Here is a 14,142-nt window from a genome sequence, read left to right as displayed (position 1 = left end):
CTTACCATCATTTGCTTTATCTACGGTGTAATCACGCGTATTTTTGACAGCCTCACCTGTTTTATTAATAACTTGTGAACTCACATTGGTTGCGACACCAACCGTTTTTTGAGTGGCATTTACACCTGTATCTACAGCAGCATGACCGACATGTTGAGCTGCATGACCAACGCCTTGTGCTGTATTTTTAACTGCACCAGTAACGCCTTTGATCAAGCCACCTGATTCGACATTGACTTGTGCAGAACCATTGGCATTTACACCAACGTTTTGCGCAAAAATAGATGCAGAAGCAAGTAGAGTTGTTGTGACGATAGCTGTTTTGATCATTTTTTTCATTGCGATTTCCTTAGCGATGTACCGTATTGGGGTACTTCATCAACGCAAATGCATCATAACGAGCAAAAGAAAGAAAGCGATGGATTTCAGCAAAACTTTACAAGCACATTACAGCTTAAAAACACTGTAGCTAGAAATTGTGGAGATTTAAATTTTTATAATTAAATGAAAAATAAAATAAAAAATATATTTAATAGCAAAGTTTAATCTCAAATTTATGAGAAATAAAAGGTGAAAAGCATATTTTATCAACTTTCATAATGATGGAATAAAGAAAATTGAATGATCAAATTTACGCTGCTTTAAACGTTATTTTAAATCTCTACTTTAAAACCTAGATCAACTTCTGAAGCAGGAATCCCTCCGCGAATTCCCCAGTTTTCTGAGGCTTGTTCTTGAAGCAAAATAAAAATGTCATCTTTAGGAATACCTAGTTCAGTTAAATTTTTAACTAAGGTTTGATACAGCCTTTTTTTCGTTTCAAGGCTGCGGCCGTGAAACATGCAAATTTCAATTAAAGTATATTTTTCAGATTTATTCGGTGGTATTCAAAAGTGTTCAGGGCGATGCTCAATATAACGAATTTGTCGATCATGCTCAGGGATTTGTAAAACTTCCCGTTGTGCTTGTATAACAGCATGCATCAGCGCTTGAACGGTTTCAGGGGCATGTGAATAACACACCTCGATTTTTGATAATGGCATGGTAAATTGCTCTTTTTATTTATTTCTTGCTTTGTTTCAGTTGATAATTCTACAACAACATATTAAGCAGAGAGGGAAATTTTTATTTCCCATGTATCGTTATATTGAATGACATTGAGCTAAAGCTGTTTGGCTGAAATGGCTTTTGAGCTTTTCAAAATTATGTTTTGTCTCATCGCTATGAATATCGAAAACAGTGACAGTCCGCGTTTTCTGATCCAGTTTATGCTTTTGTGTCGCCACATCAATCGCACTCTTTAAATCATATTGATAGGTTTCAGAAACAGCACGACTGAGTTGATTTGCTTTGAAATACCATGTTTCTGTACTTTCACCACCATCAAAATAGCCTGTAAATTGGATCAGACAACCATTGTTAGAGCGACTCAATGTTGCCAAATTGGTTTTGGTATTGGGAAGAGCTTCAATATTTTGGACTTGTTCTAACTGTTGTATGGGAGAGGTTGATGCTGTTGGTAAATATGAACACGCGGTGAAACTGATTAAGCTGAGTAATGGTAGTACCATCATTTTGAATGAGCGGTGCATCATTTGCAAAATTCCAATCCTATGAATTTATGCCATTTAGTGTGTAGAGAAATATGAAGAAGTTCAATCTGTGTTTTGAGACAACACTGTAAATTTTAGCTAAATTTTTCGCTTAAAATCTTCATCAGACTACTTTAACAATTTGTGTCAAAAATGACCTAAGAAAAGGCCTGTCTTGATAATGACCCTCTACATCGTTTATGCCATGTTGTTCACGGAATTAAAATAAGGAAATACGTGGTTATGGGTACACAATCGAAGACTGTTCCATTTCATCGTGTCATTGTGATCGGCGGTGGTTTTGCAGGTCTAGGCGCAGCGATTAAATTAAAACAAGCAGGTATCCAAGATTTTATTTTGTTGGAAAAAGCCGATGAGTTAGGCGGGGTATGGCGTGAAAATACCTATCCGGGCTGTGCTTGTGATGTGCCTTCGGTATTGTATTCATATTCTTTTGAACCCAATCCTACATGGAGTCGTGTATTTGCAGGGCAAGCTGAAATCAAACAATATCTGCAAAATACGGCACAAAAATACCAAGTATTACCGCATGTTCATTTCAATCACGAAGCCCTTGCTGCAACATGGTCAGATGCTAAACAGTGCTGGATTATTAAAACCAATCAAGGCGAATTACATTCACAATTTGCGATTATGGCATGTGGTCCAATGCATGAGCCAGTGATTCCAAATATTCAAGGCTTAAAAGATTTTAACGGTGAGATTTTCCATTCATCGCGTTGGCGACATGATGTGGACTTAACAGGAAAACGTGTTGCAGTAATTGGTACTGGCGCATCGGCAATTCAGTTTGTGCCACAAATTCAGCCGTTGGTAAAACAACTCACTGTATTTCAACGCACACCGCATTGGATTTTACCTAAATCCGATATGCCACTCCCAAGTGCGATTCAAACCTTATTTAAATATGTCCCTGTCACTCAGTCGGTGATGCGCGGTTCAGTTTATGGCATCTTTGAAACCTTAAATGGTGGATTACAAAGTAATGCTGCAATGCGACAAGTACAGCGTATTGCTGAATTTCATATTAAACAGGGCATCAAAGATCCTGAATTACGTCGTAAAGTGACGCCAAATTATGTGATCGGTTGTAAACGTATTCTGCAATCTAATGAATGGTATCCAGCCTTAGCTCAAAACAACGTCAATGTTGTCGCAGGGGCATTGAGCGAAGTCAAAGGCAAGCAGTTGATTGCAAGTGATGGTTCTACTTTTGAAGCGGATGTGATCATTCTTGGTACAGGTTTTGAAGTGGCTGAACCGCCCATTGCACAGCGTGTCTATAACCGTTATGGGCAGAGTATGTCTGATGTGTGGCAGGGTAGTCCAGAAGGTTATATGGGAACGATGGTGGCAGATTGCCCGAATGGCTTTTTGATGTTTGGGCCGAATATTGCAGTGAGTTCTTCTGCTTTTATAATCATTGAAGCACAGCTCACTTATATTATGGATGCGTTAAAACAAGCGCTTCAAAACAATATCAAAACTATAGAACCCGATCCTGTGCGTATGGCTGAGTTTAATCAGCGTGTACAAGCGGCTTTACAAACCACAGTCTGGAACAAGGGTGGTTGTCAGAGTTATTTCATTGATCGAAATGGGCGCAATAGTACGGTATGGCCGTGGACGACGTTTAAGATGCGTCAGCAACTCAGCCGTTTTAATTTAAATGAATATCTGATTGATCGTCAGGTGAAGCTCGAAACTGAAACAGCTTAAATCTCTCTAATTATTAAAAAACCTCTAACTTTTGATTAGAGGTTTTTTATTTAGTTCGATGATGGCTGACTAAGTCCAGCTCGTTCAATGGGAACATGTCCATCATTTGTACCCACTACAGCATCTTTGGTCTCCTGCCATTTTTTAGCCGTGTATTGTTTGGCTTTTTCAGTTTGAGCTTGAACAACTTCAGATTGCTCTTCGGTATATTTCTTGGTATCTGTCCACTTTTCACTGATTTTTTGTGATGTGTTTTCAGATGCACCTTGTATTGAGCCACCTAAGTTTTGTAGTCCTTTGCCTGTTTTATACAGCAATACACGACCGAGACTAGGGTTGTCACCATAAGGAAGTGTTTTTTCAGCTGTTGCAGTGTTTGGATTCGCCGTAGTTGTATTTGTTTCGGCTGCCCAGAGAGAAGACGATGCGATCAGTGCAGTCGCTAAACAGAGTGCGGGTACTTTTTTCATCATCTTTTATCCTTTTGGCAATAATGTTGCAATTCAAGTTTTATAGCTTATCGCCAAGTTCAAGAAAAGAATGTAGGTGATGTGAAATTGATACAGTGCGTAAATATTATGCCTATTCAGTTTGATCGCTTATATGTTTGTAGCGTATTCGCGGTCTCACCAAATTAAGAAGTTATGATCGTTGACGCTTTATTTTCCCCATGGTAGTTTTAATTCAATACAAATCAATATTTTCGCGGTTTATTTTTAATTAAATATAAGTATCTTATGAAGCAGGCTTTGCAATCTTATGTGTCAGTTCTGTCGCATAAGAGTAGTTAGGCGGTCCAAGCCAGCCCATATCGGAACCTTCAATGAGTAATAAAAAAACGGTAAATGAAGTCATAGGCGAATTCATCGACACTTTTGATGAATTTGTTTTATGTATGTCCTTTGCAACGCAAGGCATCCACAAGATGGGGCAAGAACTAGCAAAGAGCAAGTTTGATGAAGGGCATCAAACTTGGGTTGGCTCCAATTGCGAAGAAAACCCAAAGATGCATGCGAGAATGAAAACGACTGATTGCATTAAGAAGTGCGCCAAAAATGGCGATTTCTCTAATGAAATTACCAAGTCTCTGTTGTGCACAATGTACGCTCTGTGGGATGAAGCTTACCGTCATCATGTGGCCGAAGCTTCTGGTCACGATGCAAGATACATTGAGTGCCCACTAATGGGAGATCTTCGAAAACTTCGGCATTGCATAATACATCAAAAATCTATTGTTCCGGAGTCGAGCATCGACTTTGAAATTTTAGGTTGGCGTTTGCCGCCAGGAAAACTAGAGATCACGTATGAAATGTTTTTGGAGTTCAATGATGCAGTCAGGGGAGAGGGAATGAAAATAAGAGCATTTTCCCCTCCGCCTGCGTTGCAAGAGTTACTACACCTAATGACTAAAAATGAACGCAAGAGTTTTGATAGTTTCTTCAAGAATCGAGAGAACAGAGTTAATAATATTGAATGGCCTGAATTGGATGCATTTTTAAATAGAATTGGTCATGCGAAGATGCAAAGCCAATAGCCCGAAAATGGAATCGCCTAACAAGTCGTTCAAGGCCGACGCCTTCGGCGCGGCCTTAACTCCAACGTTATGTATCAGTAATATATTCAGATAAATTACAGAATGGTAATTTGCAATAAAGTTTGTATGATTATTGCCTATAAAAATAAACCCCGCCAATTTATAGCGAGGTTTATTTTATTCTTCAATGACTTAAAATTAACCCTGCAATACACTTACATCCGCAATTGCTGTGAATAAATCACGCAACTGAGCGAGTAAACGTAAACGGTTGGCTTTTAATTCTGCATCATCTGCCATAACCATTACACCCTCAAAGAAAGCATCAATTGGTGCACGAAGCGCAGCAAGCTTGGACAACGCTTCTGTATAGTTACGTGCAGCGAGCAAAGGTTGAACCACTGGTGTGAGTGCTTGAAGTTCTGCATAAAGCGCTTTTTCAGCAGCTTCAACTAGATTTGCTTCAACCACAGCAGCTTCTGGTGTCGCTTCTTTGGCAAGAATATTAGCAACACGCTTATTAGCCGCAGCTAATGCAGCAGCTTCTGGCAAAGTACGGAAATGATTTACCGCAGTCACACGCTTATCAAAATCAAGAGGAGATTTTGGTGCAAGTGCTTGAACAGCCTGAATCACATCAACAGCAACACCTTGATCTTCATACTTAGCACGGTAACGACCTTCAAGGAATGCAACGGCATCCACACGCGTCTTGTCATGATCTTTAACCACATCGCCATAACCTTGAAGCGCAAAGTTCACCAGTTCTTCAATCGTCACATCGAGTTCATTTTCAATGATCAAACGTAAGATACCAATTGCAGAACGACGTAATGCAAATGGGTCTTTAGAACCCGTAGGCGCTTGACCAATACCAAAAATACCAACAAGCGTATCTAAACGATCTGCAAGCGCTATCGTTGTACCCGTCTTGGTTTGTGGTAATACATCACCCGCAAACTTAGGTAAGTATTGCTCACCTAAAGCTTCAGCAACTTCATGATTCTCACCTTCAAGGCGAGCATAATAAGTGCCTGCAATCCCTTGAAGTTCTGGGAATTCACCTACAAGTTCAGAGGTTAAGTCACATTTCGCAAGTAACGCTGCTTTTTCAGCATCGGCTGCATTTGCGCCTGTAATCGGTGACAATGCCACAGCTAATTTAGCAATACGTTCTGATTTATTCCAAAGCGTACCCAATTGCGCTTGGAATACCATATTCGCGAGTTTTTCTTTACGAGATGCAAGCGGTTGCTTTTGATCTTGCAGGAAGAAGAATTCTGCATCAGACAAACGAGGACGTACAACTTTTTCATTACCTTCAATAATTTGAATCGGATCTTTTGACTCAATATTTGAAATGGTAATGAAGTAAGGCTGTAATTTACCTTCGGTATTGATTAAACAGAAATACTTTTGGTTGTCCTGCATCGTGGTAATCAAGGCCTCTTGAGGAACTGCTAAATAACGCTCTTCAAAAGTCGCACGTAATGCAACTGGCCATTCAACCAAGCTGGTGACTTCATCAAGTAAGTCTGCTGGGACAATCGCAGTTGCATTGACTTCATCAGCTAACTTTTTCACTTGATCTTGAATGGTTGCTTGACGCTTTTCAAAATTCGCAACCACATAAGCTTTTTCTAAAGCAGCAAGGTAGTCATTTGCATGCGCCAAAGTCACTGCTTCAGGTGCATGGAAACGGTGACCATAAGTCACATTACCTGCTTTATGATCTTGAATCGTTGCTTCAACGACTTGATCATCTTTCAACAATACCACCCATTTCACAGGACGCACGAATTCAGTACGACTGGCTGCTGAGCGCATACGTTTTGCGATAGGTAAGTTGTCTAGCGCAGTTTGTAAAATTTGCGGCAGTAAAGCGTCAAGGCTTTGACCTTTCACATCTTTCAAGAAGCAAACTTTTTCAACTTTACCTGCTTGGAACGTCGAAAGCTGATCGACCGTGATGCCTTGACCACGCATAAAGCCTTCAAGTGCTTTAGTTGGTTTGCCTTCTGCATCATAAGCGGCTTGTACAGCAGGGCCATCAAAACGTTTTTGTGTGTCTGCTTGAGCAGCATCGATATCAACAATTTTCAATGCTAAACGACGTGGTGCGGCATAGGCTTCGATCGCAGCAAAATTTAAGCCCGCATCTTTTAAGCCTTTTTCTGTTTCAGCTTTTAAAGCATCACGTAAAGTTTTTAAGCTTTTTGGTGGAAGTTCTTCACAGCCAAGTTCGAATAAAACAGTATGCTTTGTCATTATTTATTCTCCTTCGCTTTTTCAGCTTGGGCTGCTTCTGCCTCAACTTGTGCTTTAAGCTGAGCCAATACTTCATCACGCAAATGCGGTTCTGCCATTGGGAAACCAAGTTTGGCACGGGCAGCCACATAACTTTGTGCAATTGAACGAGCCAAAGTACGGACACGTAAAATATAACGTTGACGTTCAGTTACTGAAATCGCACCGCGTGCATCTAACAAGTTAAAGCAATGCGATGCTTTGATCACTTGTTCGTAGGCAGGAAGCGGCAGTTCAGCTTCGATTAAGCGAGATGCTTCAGCTTCGTAGAAGTCGAACAATTCAAACATTTTGTCGACTGGCGCGTATTCGAAGTTATAGGTTGATTGCTCAACTTCGTTTTGATGGAATACATCACCATAGGTTACGGTACCGAATTGACCTTTGGTCCAAACAAGATCGTAAACTGAGTCTACACCTTGAAGGTACATTGCAAGACGTTCTAAACCGTATGTGATTTCACCAGTAACAGGGTAGCATTCAACACCACCGACTTGCTGGAAGTAAGTGAACTGAGTCACTTCCATACCATTGAGCCAAACTTCCCAACCTAAGCCCCAAGCGCCCAGTGTTGGAGATTCCCAGTTGTCTTCTACGAAGCGAATATCGTGAGTCAGTGTATCGATGCCGATCGCTTTTAATGAATCAAGATAAAGCTGTTGGATATTGTCTGGATTTGGTTTGAGTACCACTTGGAACTGATAATAGTGTTGTAAGCGGTTCGGGTTCTCACCATAACGACCATCTTTTGGACGGCGTGATGGTTGAACATAAGCCGCGTTCCAAGTTTCTGGACCTAATGCACGTAAGAAGGTTGCAGTGTGGAAAGTACCTGCGCCCATTTCCATATCATATGGTTGTAATACGACGCAGCCTTGCTCCGCCCAATAGTTTTGTAGGGCAAGAATTAAGCCCTGAAATGTATCAATATGCGATATAGCACGACTCATGGTGCATCCACTGGAATCAAACAAAAATTGTGGTTAAGTATAAGGATTTTGCGGAGTAGTGGCAAAGGAGTTGCTAAAAATTATTGTTGAATGATGACAATCATCTTATTTTCGTTTATCAGTAAGAGAGCAGTCATTAGATCAATAAACTTCTATCCAGAATTGAGCTATTAAACATCTAGATAATTCATAAATTTGATTTATGATAAATCTAGATTTTTTGGAAATTTATAACAATGTTAAAAAAACTTTGTTTTATTTATACGTTATTGCTTTGTTCTTGTAGTACTACACCTATAGCACTGTATTCTGATGCTAATATTAATTCATCTAAGATTGTGACAATTACAAATAAATGTGATTCTACTTGTAAAAATTCCATAAAACATCAGCTTAGAGCTGATTCTCATTATCAACTGAGTGAGGGTTTATTACTTGAAGTTAATGGCAAGCAAGGGACTTGGAAGGTTACTAATGGAAAAGCATTTAATTCATCTGTGCATGGTGGATTAGTTGTTAAAGTTAAAGAAGGCCCAACTGAACTAGTAATAGATCATAATTCTCAACTTGTTGGTGGTGAGCCTGAAAGATTTTCTGTTAATCTTCTCGGTGGACATACTTATGTCATTGGCCGTATGCGAGTTGAAAAGATTCGAATGGCTTATTATGATTGGTTTCCAGTTGTATTCGATGCCACTGAAAATAAACTTATTTATGGAAATGAAACACATCTTCCTTAAACAATAATTATTTCTATGCATTTACTCATTTATGAGAGTAAGTTCTAACATAAAAATCTGTACGTCACCTCATGACGCATAACATCTTTATCAATCTTAATTTTCAAATCATGAAATGTTAGCTTTGAAATGATGTTGTCACTGAGGTGTTTGTTATGTCTGATCGCATTCGTGAAAAACTCCAGATTCTTGCGGACGCTGCCAAATATGACGTGTCCTGTTCCTCCAGCGGCAGTGACCGTAAAAATAAAGACAAAGGTTTAGGCGATGCCAGTCGGGCAGGGATTTGCCATAGCTATACCGAAGATGGACGCTGTGTTTCATTGCTGAAAATCTTGTTCAGTAATGTCTGTATTTTTGATTGTGCTTATTGTGTGTCACGCCGTTCTAATGATGTGAAACGTGCTGCATTTACCGTACAAGAAGTGGTTGACCTGACCATCAATTTCTATCGTCGTAATTATATAGAGGGATTATTCCTTAGCTCAGGGATTTTTAAATCCGCAGACTATACGATGGAGCGAATGCTGCAAGTGGTGAAAAAACTGCGTCTCGAAGAAAATTTTAATGGCTATATTCACCTCAAAACCATTCCAGGCGCATCGCCTGAACTGATTCATGAAGCAGGACTTTATGCTGATCGCATGAGCATCAATTTAGAAATGCCAACTGAGGTCGGATTAAAAGCGTTTGCTCCTGAAAAATCACATCAAGAAGTACAAAAAGACTTGGGGCTAGTGCGAGATCGACTCATTCAACTCAAAGATGAACGTCAAATTATTAAGCATGTGCCGAAATATGTACCCGCAGGGCAGACCACTCAAATGGTGGTTGGCGCACATCAGGAAACTGATCAAGACGTACTTGTGATGGCAGATCGACATTACAAAGAATTCAAGTTAAAGCGTGTCTATTTCTCAGGTTATATTCCAATCAACACGGAAAATAACTATTTACCTGCGGTAGGTTCTGCACCGCCTTTGCTACGCGAAAATCGACTTTATCAGAGCGATTGGTTGATGCGTTTTTATGGTTTTGAAGTCAATGAAATCGTCAATGAAAAACATCCACATTTAGATTTGGATGTAGACCCGAAACTGAGTTGGGCACTACGTCATCCTGAACAGTTTCCAGTGGATTTAAATCGTGCGGATTATCAAATGATTTTGCGCGTGCCGGGCATTGGGGTGAAGTCTGCCAAGAAAATCGTACAAGCGCGTCGTTTTGGTAAAGTGCATATTGATTTGCTGAAACAACTCGGTGTGGCATATTCACGTGCCAAATTTTTTATTCGTTGTGAAGACAGTCCACGTTTTCAAAAAGAGCTTTCTACGACTGATATTCGCCAGCAAATATTAACGCAGGGTTCATCTAAATACGTTAAACAACTGTCACCGCAATTGAGTTTAGGATTTTAAACATGCTCAGTGATGCTGTGGTTTATTACTACTTTGATGGCTCTATGGTCGGTTTACTCAACTGCGTATTTCGTGCTTTTCAATTTAAAGAATTCCATGTTCAACTGTGTTTAAACCAAGGTGCACAGCATGGCTTATTTGCCACGGTGGTTGAAATTCCAAATCATGAGCAACATGCAGCACGTGTTTGGTCAGCTTTACAGCAGAAACTTTCGCATTCATCTCTGAAACAATTTTATTTTGCTTATTTGTCGGAATCCTTGGATGCCTATCAGCATTTATTTAATTACTGTGTCTATGTTTTTCGGCATCAACATTCAGTCGAAAAAAATTACTCTCATCCCAGTGTTTTAGCAATTTCGCAATGGACGAAAAAGGTAGGGCGCGAAAAGCATCGTATGGAAGCTTTTGTGCGGTTTAAGAAAACCACAGATGGATTGTTTTTAAGTTTGGTTCGTCCTGATTTTAATGTGCTGCCTTTGATACAGCCGCATTTTAAGCGTCGTTATCAAGATCAACGTTGGTTGATTTATGACGAACAACGTAAATATGGATTGTATTATGATTTACGCGAAATTCACGAGGTGTCTTTAGATGCTCATCAGATTGAACGTAATATCGAAAATGGTGCGAGTCAAAATTTCCAATTAGAATTAGATGAACAAGAAGAATTGTATGATCAACTTTGGAAAGATTATTTCAATAGTATCAACATTAAAGAACGTCAGAATGTGAAATTACATGTGCAATATTTACCTAAACGCTATTGGCGTTATCTGAATGAAAAATACGTTTAAGGCATTTTTTGATTATTATTTTAAAAATACTAATACAACAAAAGAGCACATTCATGACTAAATTATTTTTAAAAACATCAGTACTGATTATGGCTTGTTTGAGTACTTCGGTATTTGCCAAAATGCGAGATAAAGCGATAGATACTTATAGCCAATGTGTCGATGACACCATTCAACAGCTAAAACTGGGGAATATTAATAATGCTGTGGTGGAGATCTGTAGCGCCAGAACCAAAACTTTATACGCAAAACAGATTGTGCAGTTATTGGATCAAATAAAAAAACAGAGTCAGGAATACAAGCAGCCTGAACGCTATCAGGACATCATGAAATCACAACAGCTCTGGAAAAATTTTGTCGATCAAGAATGCCGTAATGCTGGTGCTTATATCGGTTCGCCGATGTATGAGTTTTGCCCAATGCAAAAATATGCAGAGCGATTGGAGCAATTGAAAGAGTATTTAAATTGACCTTGATCAGTTTTCGTTATTATTTAAAACTGTAATTTAAATACATCTTCAGTCTGAGTCAGCGTATACTGCTGCAACCAATGAAACAACACTATTCCAGCAAGGTGCATTGTGAGCTTAACCCAATCAGACTGGCTAAATTTCTTAAAACCGAATTACAAAGTATTACCTTTGAAAGAACGTTTACTTTCAGGATTTGGTGCGCTTTGTGGCTTAGCAATATCCTCTTTAATTAGTTGGTATGTATTGGGTGGTATGAATGCATGGTATATCGCTCCTATGGGTGCCTCTTCGGTACTGCTTTTTGCAGTTCCGAATAGTCCTTTAGCGCAACCGTGGAATGTTGTGGTTGGCAACATATTGGCAGGTTTAATTGGTGTGACATGTACACAGTTATTACCTGATTTAACCTCTGCTTTTAGTGTCGCAGTTGGGTTAGCCATTTTTATGATGATGACAACTGATTCATTGCATCCTCCAAGCGGCGCAGTTGCAATCACCGCAGTATTAGGTGGCGATGCTGTACATCGTTTGGGATTCCACTTTATTTTATATCCCGTATTACTCAACTCAATTTTACTTTTGTTGATTGCTGTCTTTTTCAATCGTTTGATTGGGCGTCATTATCCGATTACAGCGCATCTCAATGAGCGTTCCAAAGACCCTACGCCAACTCAGAAAGTGTCGATCCAACCTAAAGATATTAAGTATGCTTTAGCACACCACACAGAATTATTAGATATTAGTCAGTATGATTTGGAAAAGATCATTTTAGAGGCACAAGAGCATGCCAATGAACGTTTGAATCACTCATTTGTTTGCCAAGATATTATGAGTCGTGATGTGATTAAGCTACATGAAGATGATGATATTCACCAAGCCTTAGATAAATTCAAAGCGGTAAATTTAATGAGTTTGCCTGTAGTAAATTCAGATCATAATTTGGTAGGGACACTTGCTTTGTATGAGGTTGTGGAGTGGTTTAAAGGTGCAACAGATCCAAGAAATTCATGGCAACACTATGTACATCAAATTATGAGTCATCGCGTGGTAACAGTTGATCCGCTGCAACCGATTCAAGATCTTATTCCTTATTTTGTAGAAAAATCTTTTAATTATATTCCCGTAGTGGAAAATCAACGTTTGATTGGCATTATTAGTCGTGCGGATATGATCGCTGCGCTTCAACAACAACTCAATCGTCAAAAGCTTCGATCATAATAAAAAAAGCTACGGTTGTATTAGGGGGAAATTCAACCGTAGCGACCAAAAGAGGCAAAGAAATTAACGTTTTATGCTTTGGTCTTCATAAACGGTTTTTACGGGCTGATTATAGCCCTGTACATAATCAACGCGACTTTGCTGTTGTTTTGGAATCACTAACCACAAAATTAGGTAAACCAAAATACCAGGGAAAGCTGCGCTCATGAGTGAAATCACTACAAAGATCAAGCGTAATAAATTTGCATTCCAACCAAAACGTTCCGCAATACCGCCCATTACACCAGCGATCATGCTTTGTCGGTTTGAGCGATATAAACCAGAATTGGCCATTTAATTTTTCTCCTAAAATATTTGATACAGCAACAGAATGAGGCTTCATTCATGATAAATCGCTGTTAATAATGAGATAGGGATGAACTGGTTTTTTTAAAGTTTAAACAGATGGGAGAATCGTTACGGTGTGTAAAAGGCTGATGGAAAAAACGACAGTATCGCCTAAAATGCACCGACTTAAAGCATACTGCTTTGTTAATTTGCTATTTCATCAAGTTACGTCCGCCATAATTACCCATTTGGGGAATAGACGAATATTCAAATGCTTCCTATATTTTGCAGAACCATGGGGTGTTTTTTGAAAAAAGTGTGACAACGATGTTGATATTAGAGATTTGTGGATATGCAGTTCAGGTTCTTCTTACAGCATGTTAGTGTAGGATTTTTATTGAGTTTGGGGTTGAGTGCTTGTGATAGCTATCATCCAGATTCAATAAAAACATCAAACCAAGCGCAGCCAACTACTGATGAAAGTTCTATTCCTGTCATGTTAGATGCTGAGCAAGCACGAACAAGTGCAAGTGAAGGAATGTCATTGACTGAGGTTGCTGGACAAGCAACAGTTCCTCATGTTGCTTCTAAACATATGACGCAACCGACTCAACAAGATATGCAATATGTTGGGCGCTATCATGCGCGTATTCCTTGTACTGATGCGTTTGCTGGTTGTGTTAAAGATGAAAAAGAAGCGGAATATATCTTAAATTTATTAGAAGATGGTTCAGTCTATTGGACCAATACCAGTTTCGGACGGTTGGGTTCAGATCCATCGCGCAATATGACCAAAATAGAGCAAACCTGTAAGCAGGTGCAATGGCATGTTCATGAGGCAGGGAAGGAACTTATTGTCCGTTGTGATGCAGCCAATGTAAATTTGTATTATCAAATTAATCAAAATCATGATTTGGTTATGGATCTTGAGCAAATTTGGAATGGTGACCATGGGCGAAATCGTGTTTTTTTTAAAGAATATCCTTTCCCGAAACAAGCTTATGTGTTTAAAAAAGTGAAATAAAGCTTCCATAAAAAAAGAGCGC

15 protein-coding genes and 1 pseudogene are annotated in these 14,142 nt (G+C 39.3%); 8 read left to right on the top strand and 8 right to left on the bottom strand.

Annotated features, from left to right (window positions below; all coding sequences use genetic code 11):
- The 4 genes and pseudogenes from AAV96_RS08790 to AAV96_RS08780 form a co-directional block, all read right to left on the bottom strand.
- Positions 1 to 339 (bottom strand): annotated as a pseudogene (locus AAV96_RS08790) (hypothetical protein); the annotation flags it as partial.
- Positions 340 to 653: 314 nt separating this feature from the next.
- Positions 654 to 887, bottom strand: a complete 234-nt coding sequence (locus AAV96_RS18445; protein WP_227505833.1) for a tautomerase family protein — start codon at positions 885 to 887, stop codon at positions 654 to 656.
- Positions 888 to 1,043, bottom strand: coding sequence for a hypothetical protein (locus AAV96_RS18440; RefSeq protein ID WP_227505832.1), 156 nt, complete (start codon positions 1,041 to 1,043; stop codon positions 888 to 890). It abuts the gene before it with no gap.
- Positions 1,044 to 1,142: 99 nt separating this feature from the next.
- Positions 1,143 to 1,595: a hypothetical protein gene (locus AAV96_RS08780; RefSeq protein ID WP_046739004.1), complete on the bottom strand. Its 453-nt coding sequence runs from the start codon at positions 1,593 to 1,595 to the stop codon at positions 1,143 to 1,145.
- Between the two features lie 240 nt (positions 1,596 to 1,835).
- Here AAV96_RS08780 and AAV96_RS08775 point away from each other — a divergent pair, with 240 nt between their 5' ends.
- Positions 1,836 to 3,332 (top strand): flavin-containing monooxygenase, encoded by a 1,497-nt coding sequence (locus AAV96_RS08775; RefSeq protein ID WP_046739003.1) that lies wholly within the window; start codon positions 1,836 to 1,838, stop codon positions 3,330 to 3,332.
- Between the two features lie 50 nt (positions 3,333 to 3,382).
- Here the strand turns inward: AAV96_RS08775 and AAV96_RS08770 are convergent, their stop codons facing one another.
- A complete protein-coding gene (locus AAV96_RS08770) occupies positions 3,383 to 3,805 on the bottom strand; it encodes a hypothetical protein (RefSeq protein ID WP_171249139.1) in 423 nt (140 codons plus the stop codon).
- Between the two features lie 350 nt (positions 3,806 to 4,155).
- On the opposite strand from AAV96_RS08770, the gene AAV96_RS08765 reads away from it, so the two are divergent.
- A complete protein-coding gene (locus AAV96_RS08765) occupies positions 4,156 to 4,866 on the top strand; it encodes a hypothetical protein (protein WP_046739002.1) in 711 nt (236 codons plus the stop codon).
- A 198-nt stretch (positions 4,867 to 5,064) separates the two neighbouring features.
- Here the strand turns inward: AAV96_RS08765 and glyS are convergent, their stop codons facing one another.
- Positions 5,065 to 7,134, bottom strand: coding sequence for a glycine--tRNA ligase subunit beta (gene glyS / locus AAV96_RS08760; RefSeq protein WP_046739001.1), 2,070 nt, complete (start codon positions 7,132 to 7,134; stop codon positions 5,065 to 5,067).
- Complete coding sequence (glyQ, locus tag AAV96_RS08755) at positions 7,134 to 8,123, bottom strand: glycine--tRNA ligase subunit alpha (RefSeq protein ID WP_004660270.1); 990 nt, start codon at positions 8,121 to 8,123, stop codon at positions 7,134 to 7,136. Before glyQ ends, glyS begins: the two co-directional genes overlap by 1 nt.
- Before the next feature lie 236 nt (positions 8,124 to 8,359).
- Here glyQ and AAV96_RS08750 point away from each other — a divergent pair, with 236 nt between their 5' ends.
- The 5 genes from AAV96_RS08750 (at position 8,360) to AAV96_RS08730 (ending at position 12,769) form a co-directional block, all read left to right on the top strand.
- Complete coding sequence (locus AAV96_RS08750) at positions 8,360 to 8,863, top strand: hypothetical protein (RefSeq protein WP_046739000.1); 504 nt, start codon at positions 8,360 to 8,362, stop codon at positions 8,861 to 8,863.
- 155 nt (positions 8,864 to 9,018) lie between these two features.
- Positions 9,019 to 10,281, top strand: coding sequence for a putative DNA modification/repair radical SAM protein (locus AAV96_RS08745; RefSeq protein ID WP_046738999.1), 1,263 nt, complete (start codon positions 9,019 to 9,021; stop codon positions 10,279 to 10,281).
- A 2-nt stretch (positions 10,282 to 10,283) separates the two neighbouring features.
- Complete coding sequence (locus AAV96_RS08740) at positions 10,284 to 11,078, top strand: TIGR03915 family putative DNA repair protein (protein ID WP_046738998.1); 795 nt, start codon at positions 10,284 to 10,286, stop codon at positions 11,076 to 11,078.
- 53 nt (positions 11,079 to 11,131) lie between these two features.
- A complete protein-coding gene (locus AAV96_RS08735) occupies positions 11,132 to 11,548 on the top strand; it encodes a lysozyme inhibitor LprI family protein (protein WP_046738997.1) in 417 nt (138 codons plus the stop codon).
- Positions 11,549 to 11,659: 111 nt separating this feature from the next.
- Positions 11,660 to 12,769, top strand: a complete 1,110-nt coding sequence (locus AAV96_RS08730) for an HPP family protein (protein ID WP_046738996.1) — start codon at positions 11,660 to 11,662, stop codon at positions 12,767 to 12,769.
- Between the two features lie 63 nt (positions 12,770 to 12,832).
- On the opposite strand, the gene AAV96_RS08725 is transcribed toward AAV96_RS08730, so the two are convergent.
- A complete protein-coding gene (locus AAV96_RS08725; protein ID WP_004660281.1) occupies positions 12,833 to 13,102 on the bottom strand; it encodes a PspC domain-containing protein in 270 nt (89 codons plus the stop codon).
- 346 nt (positions 13,103 to 13,448) lie between these two features.
- Between AAV96_RS08725 and AAV96_RS08720 the strand changes: the two genes are divergently transcribed.
- Entirely contained in the window at positions 13,449 to 14,120 is a 672-nt protein-coding gene (locus AAV96_RS08720; RefSeq protein ID WP_046738995.1) for a hypothetical protein, read from the top strand.
- Positions 14,121 to 14,142 lie beyond the last annotated feature (22 nt).

This window comes from Acinetobacter sp. AG1 (assembly GCF_001005525.1).
In the GTDB taxonomy this organism is placed as follows: domain Bacteria; phylum Pseudomonadota; class Gammaproteobacteria; order Pseudomonadales; family Moraxellaceae; genus Acinetobacter; species Acinetobacter modestus.
The sequence above is the reverse complement of the archived record's forward strand: the minus strand, read 5'-3'. Positions and strand labels throughout refer to the sequence as shown.

Bases quoted from the DNA above. Each gene is read 5' to 3' on its own strand.
- AAV96_RS18440 (WP_227505832.1), bottom strand. From the start codon at position 1,043: ATGCCATTATCAAAAATCGAGGTGTGTTATTCACATGCCCCTGAAACC.
- AAV96_RS08780 (WP_046739004.1), bottom strand. From the start codon at position 1,595: ATGATGCACCGCTCATTCAAAATGATGGTACTACCATTACTCAGCTTA.
- AAV96_RS08775 (WP_046739003.1), top strand. From the start codon at position 1,836: ATGGGTACACAATCGAAGACTGTTCCATTTCATCGTGTCATTGTGATC.
- AAV96_RS08770 (WP_171249139.1), bottom strand. From the start codon at position 3,805: ATGATGAAAAAAGTACCCGCACTCTGTTTAGCGACTGCACTGATCGCA.
- AAV96_RS08765 (WP_046739002.1), top strand. From the start codon at position 4,156: ATGAGTAATAAAAAAACGGTAAATGAAGTCATAGGCGAATTCATCGAC.
- glyS (WP_046739001.1), bottom strand. From the start codon at position 7,134: ATGACAAAGCATACTGTTTTATTCGAACTTGGCTGTGAAGAACTTCCA.
- glyQ (WP_004660270.1), bottom strand. From the start codon at position 8,123: ATGAGTCGTGCTATATCGCATATTGATACATTTCAGGGCTTAATTCTT.
- AAV96_RS08750 (WP_046739000.1), top strand. From the start codon at position 8,360: ATGTTAAAAAAACTTTGTTTTATTTATACGTTATTGCTTTGTTCTTGT.
- AAV96_RS08745 (WP_046738999.1), top strand. From the start codon at position 9,019: ATGTCTGATCGCATTCGTGAAAAACTCCAGATTCTTGCGGACGCTGCC.
- AAV96_RS08740 (WP_046738998.1), top strand. From the start codon at position 10,284: ATGCTCAGTGATGCTGTGGTTTATTACTACTTTGATGGCTCTATGGTC.
- AAV96_RS08735 (WP_046738997.1), top strand. From the start codon at position 11,132: ATGACTAAATTATTTTTAAAAACATCAGTACTGATTATGGCTTGTTTG.
- AAV96_RS08725 (WP_004660281.1), bottom strand. From the start codon at position 13,102: ATGGCCAATTCTGGTTTATATCGCTCAAACCGACAAAGCATGATCGCT.
- AAV96_RS08720 (WP_046738995.1), top strand. From the start codon at position 13,449: ATGCAGTTCAGGTTCTTCTTACAGCATGTTAGTGTAGGATTTTTATTG.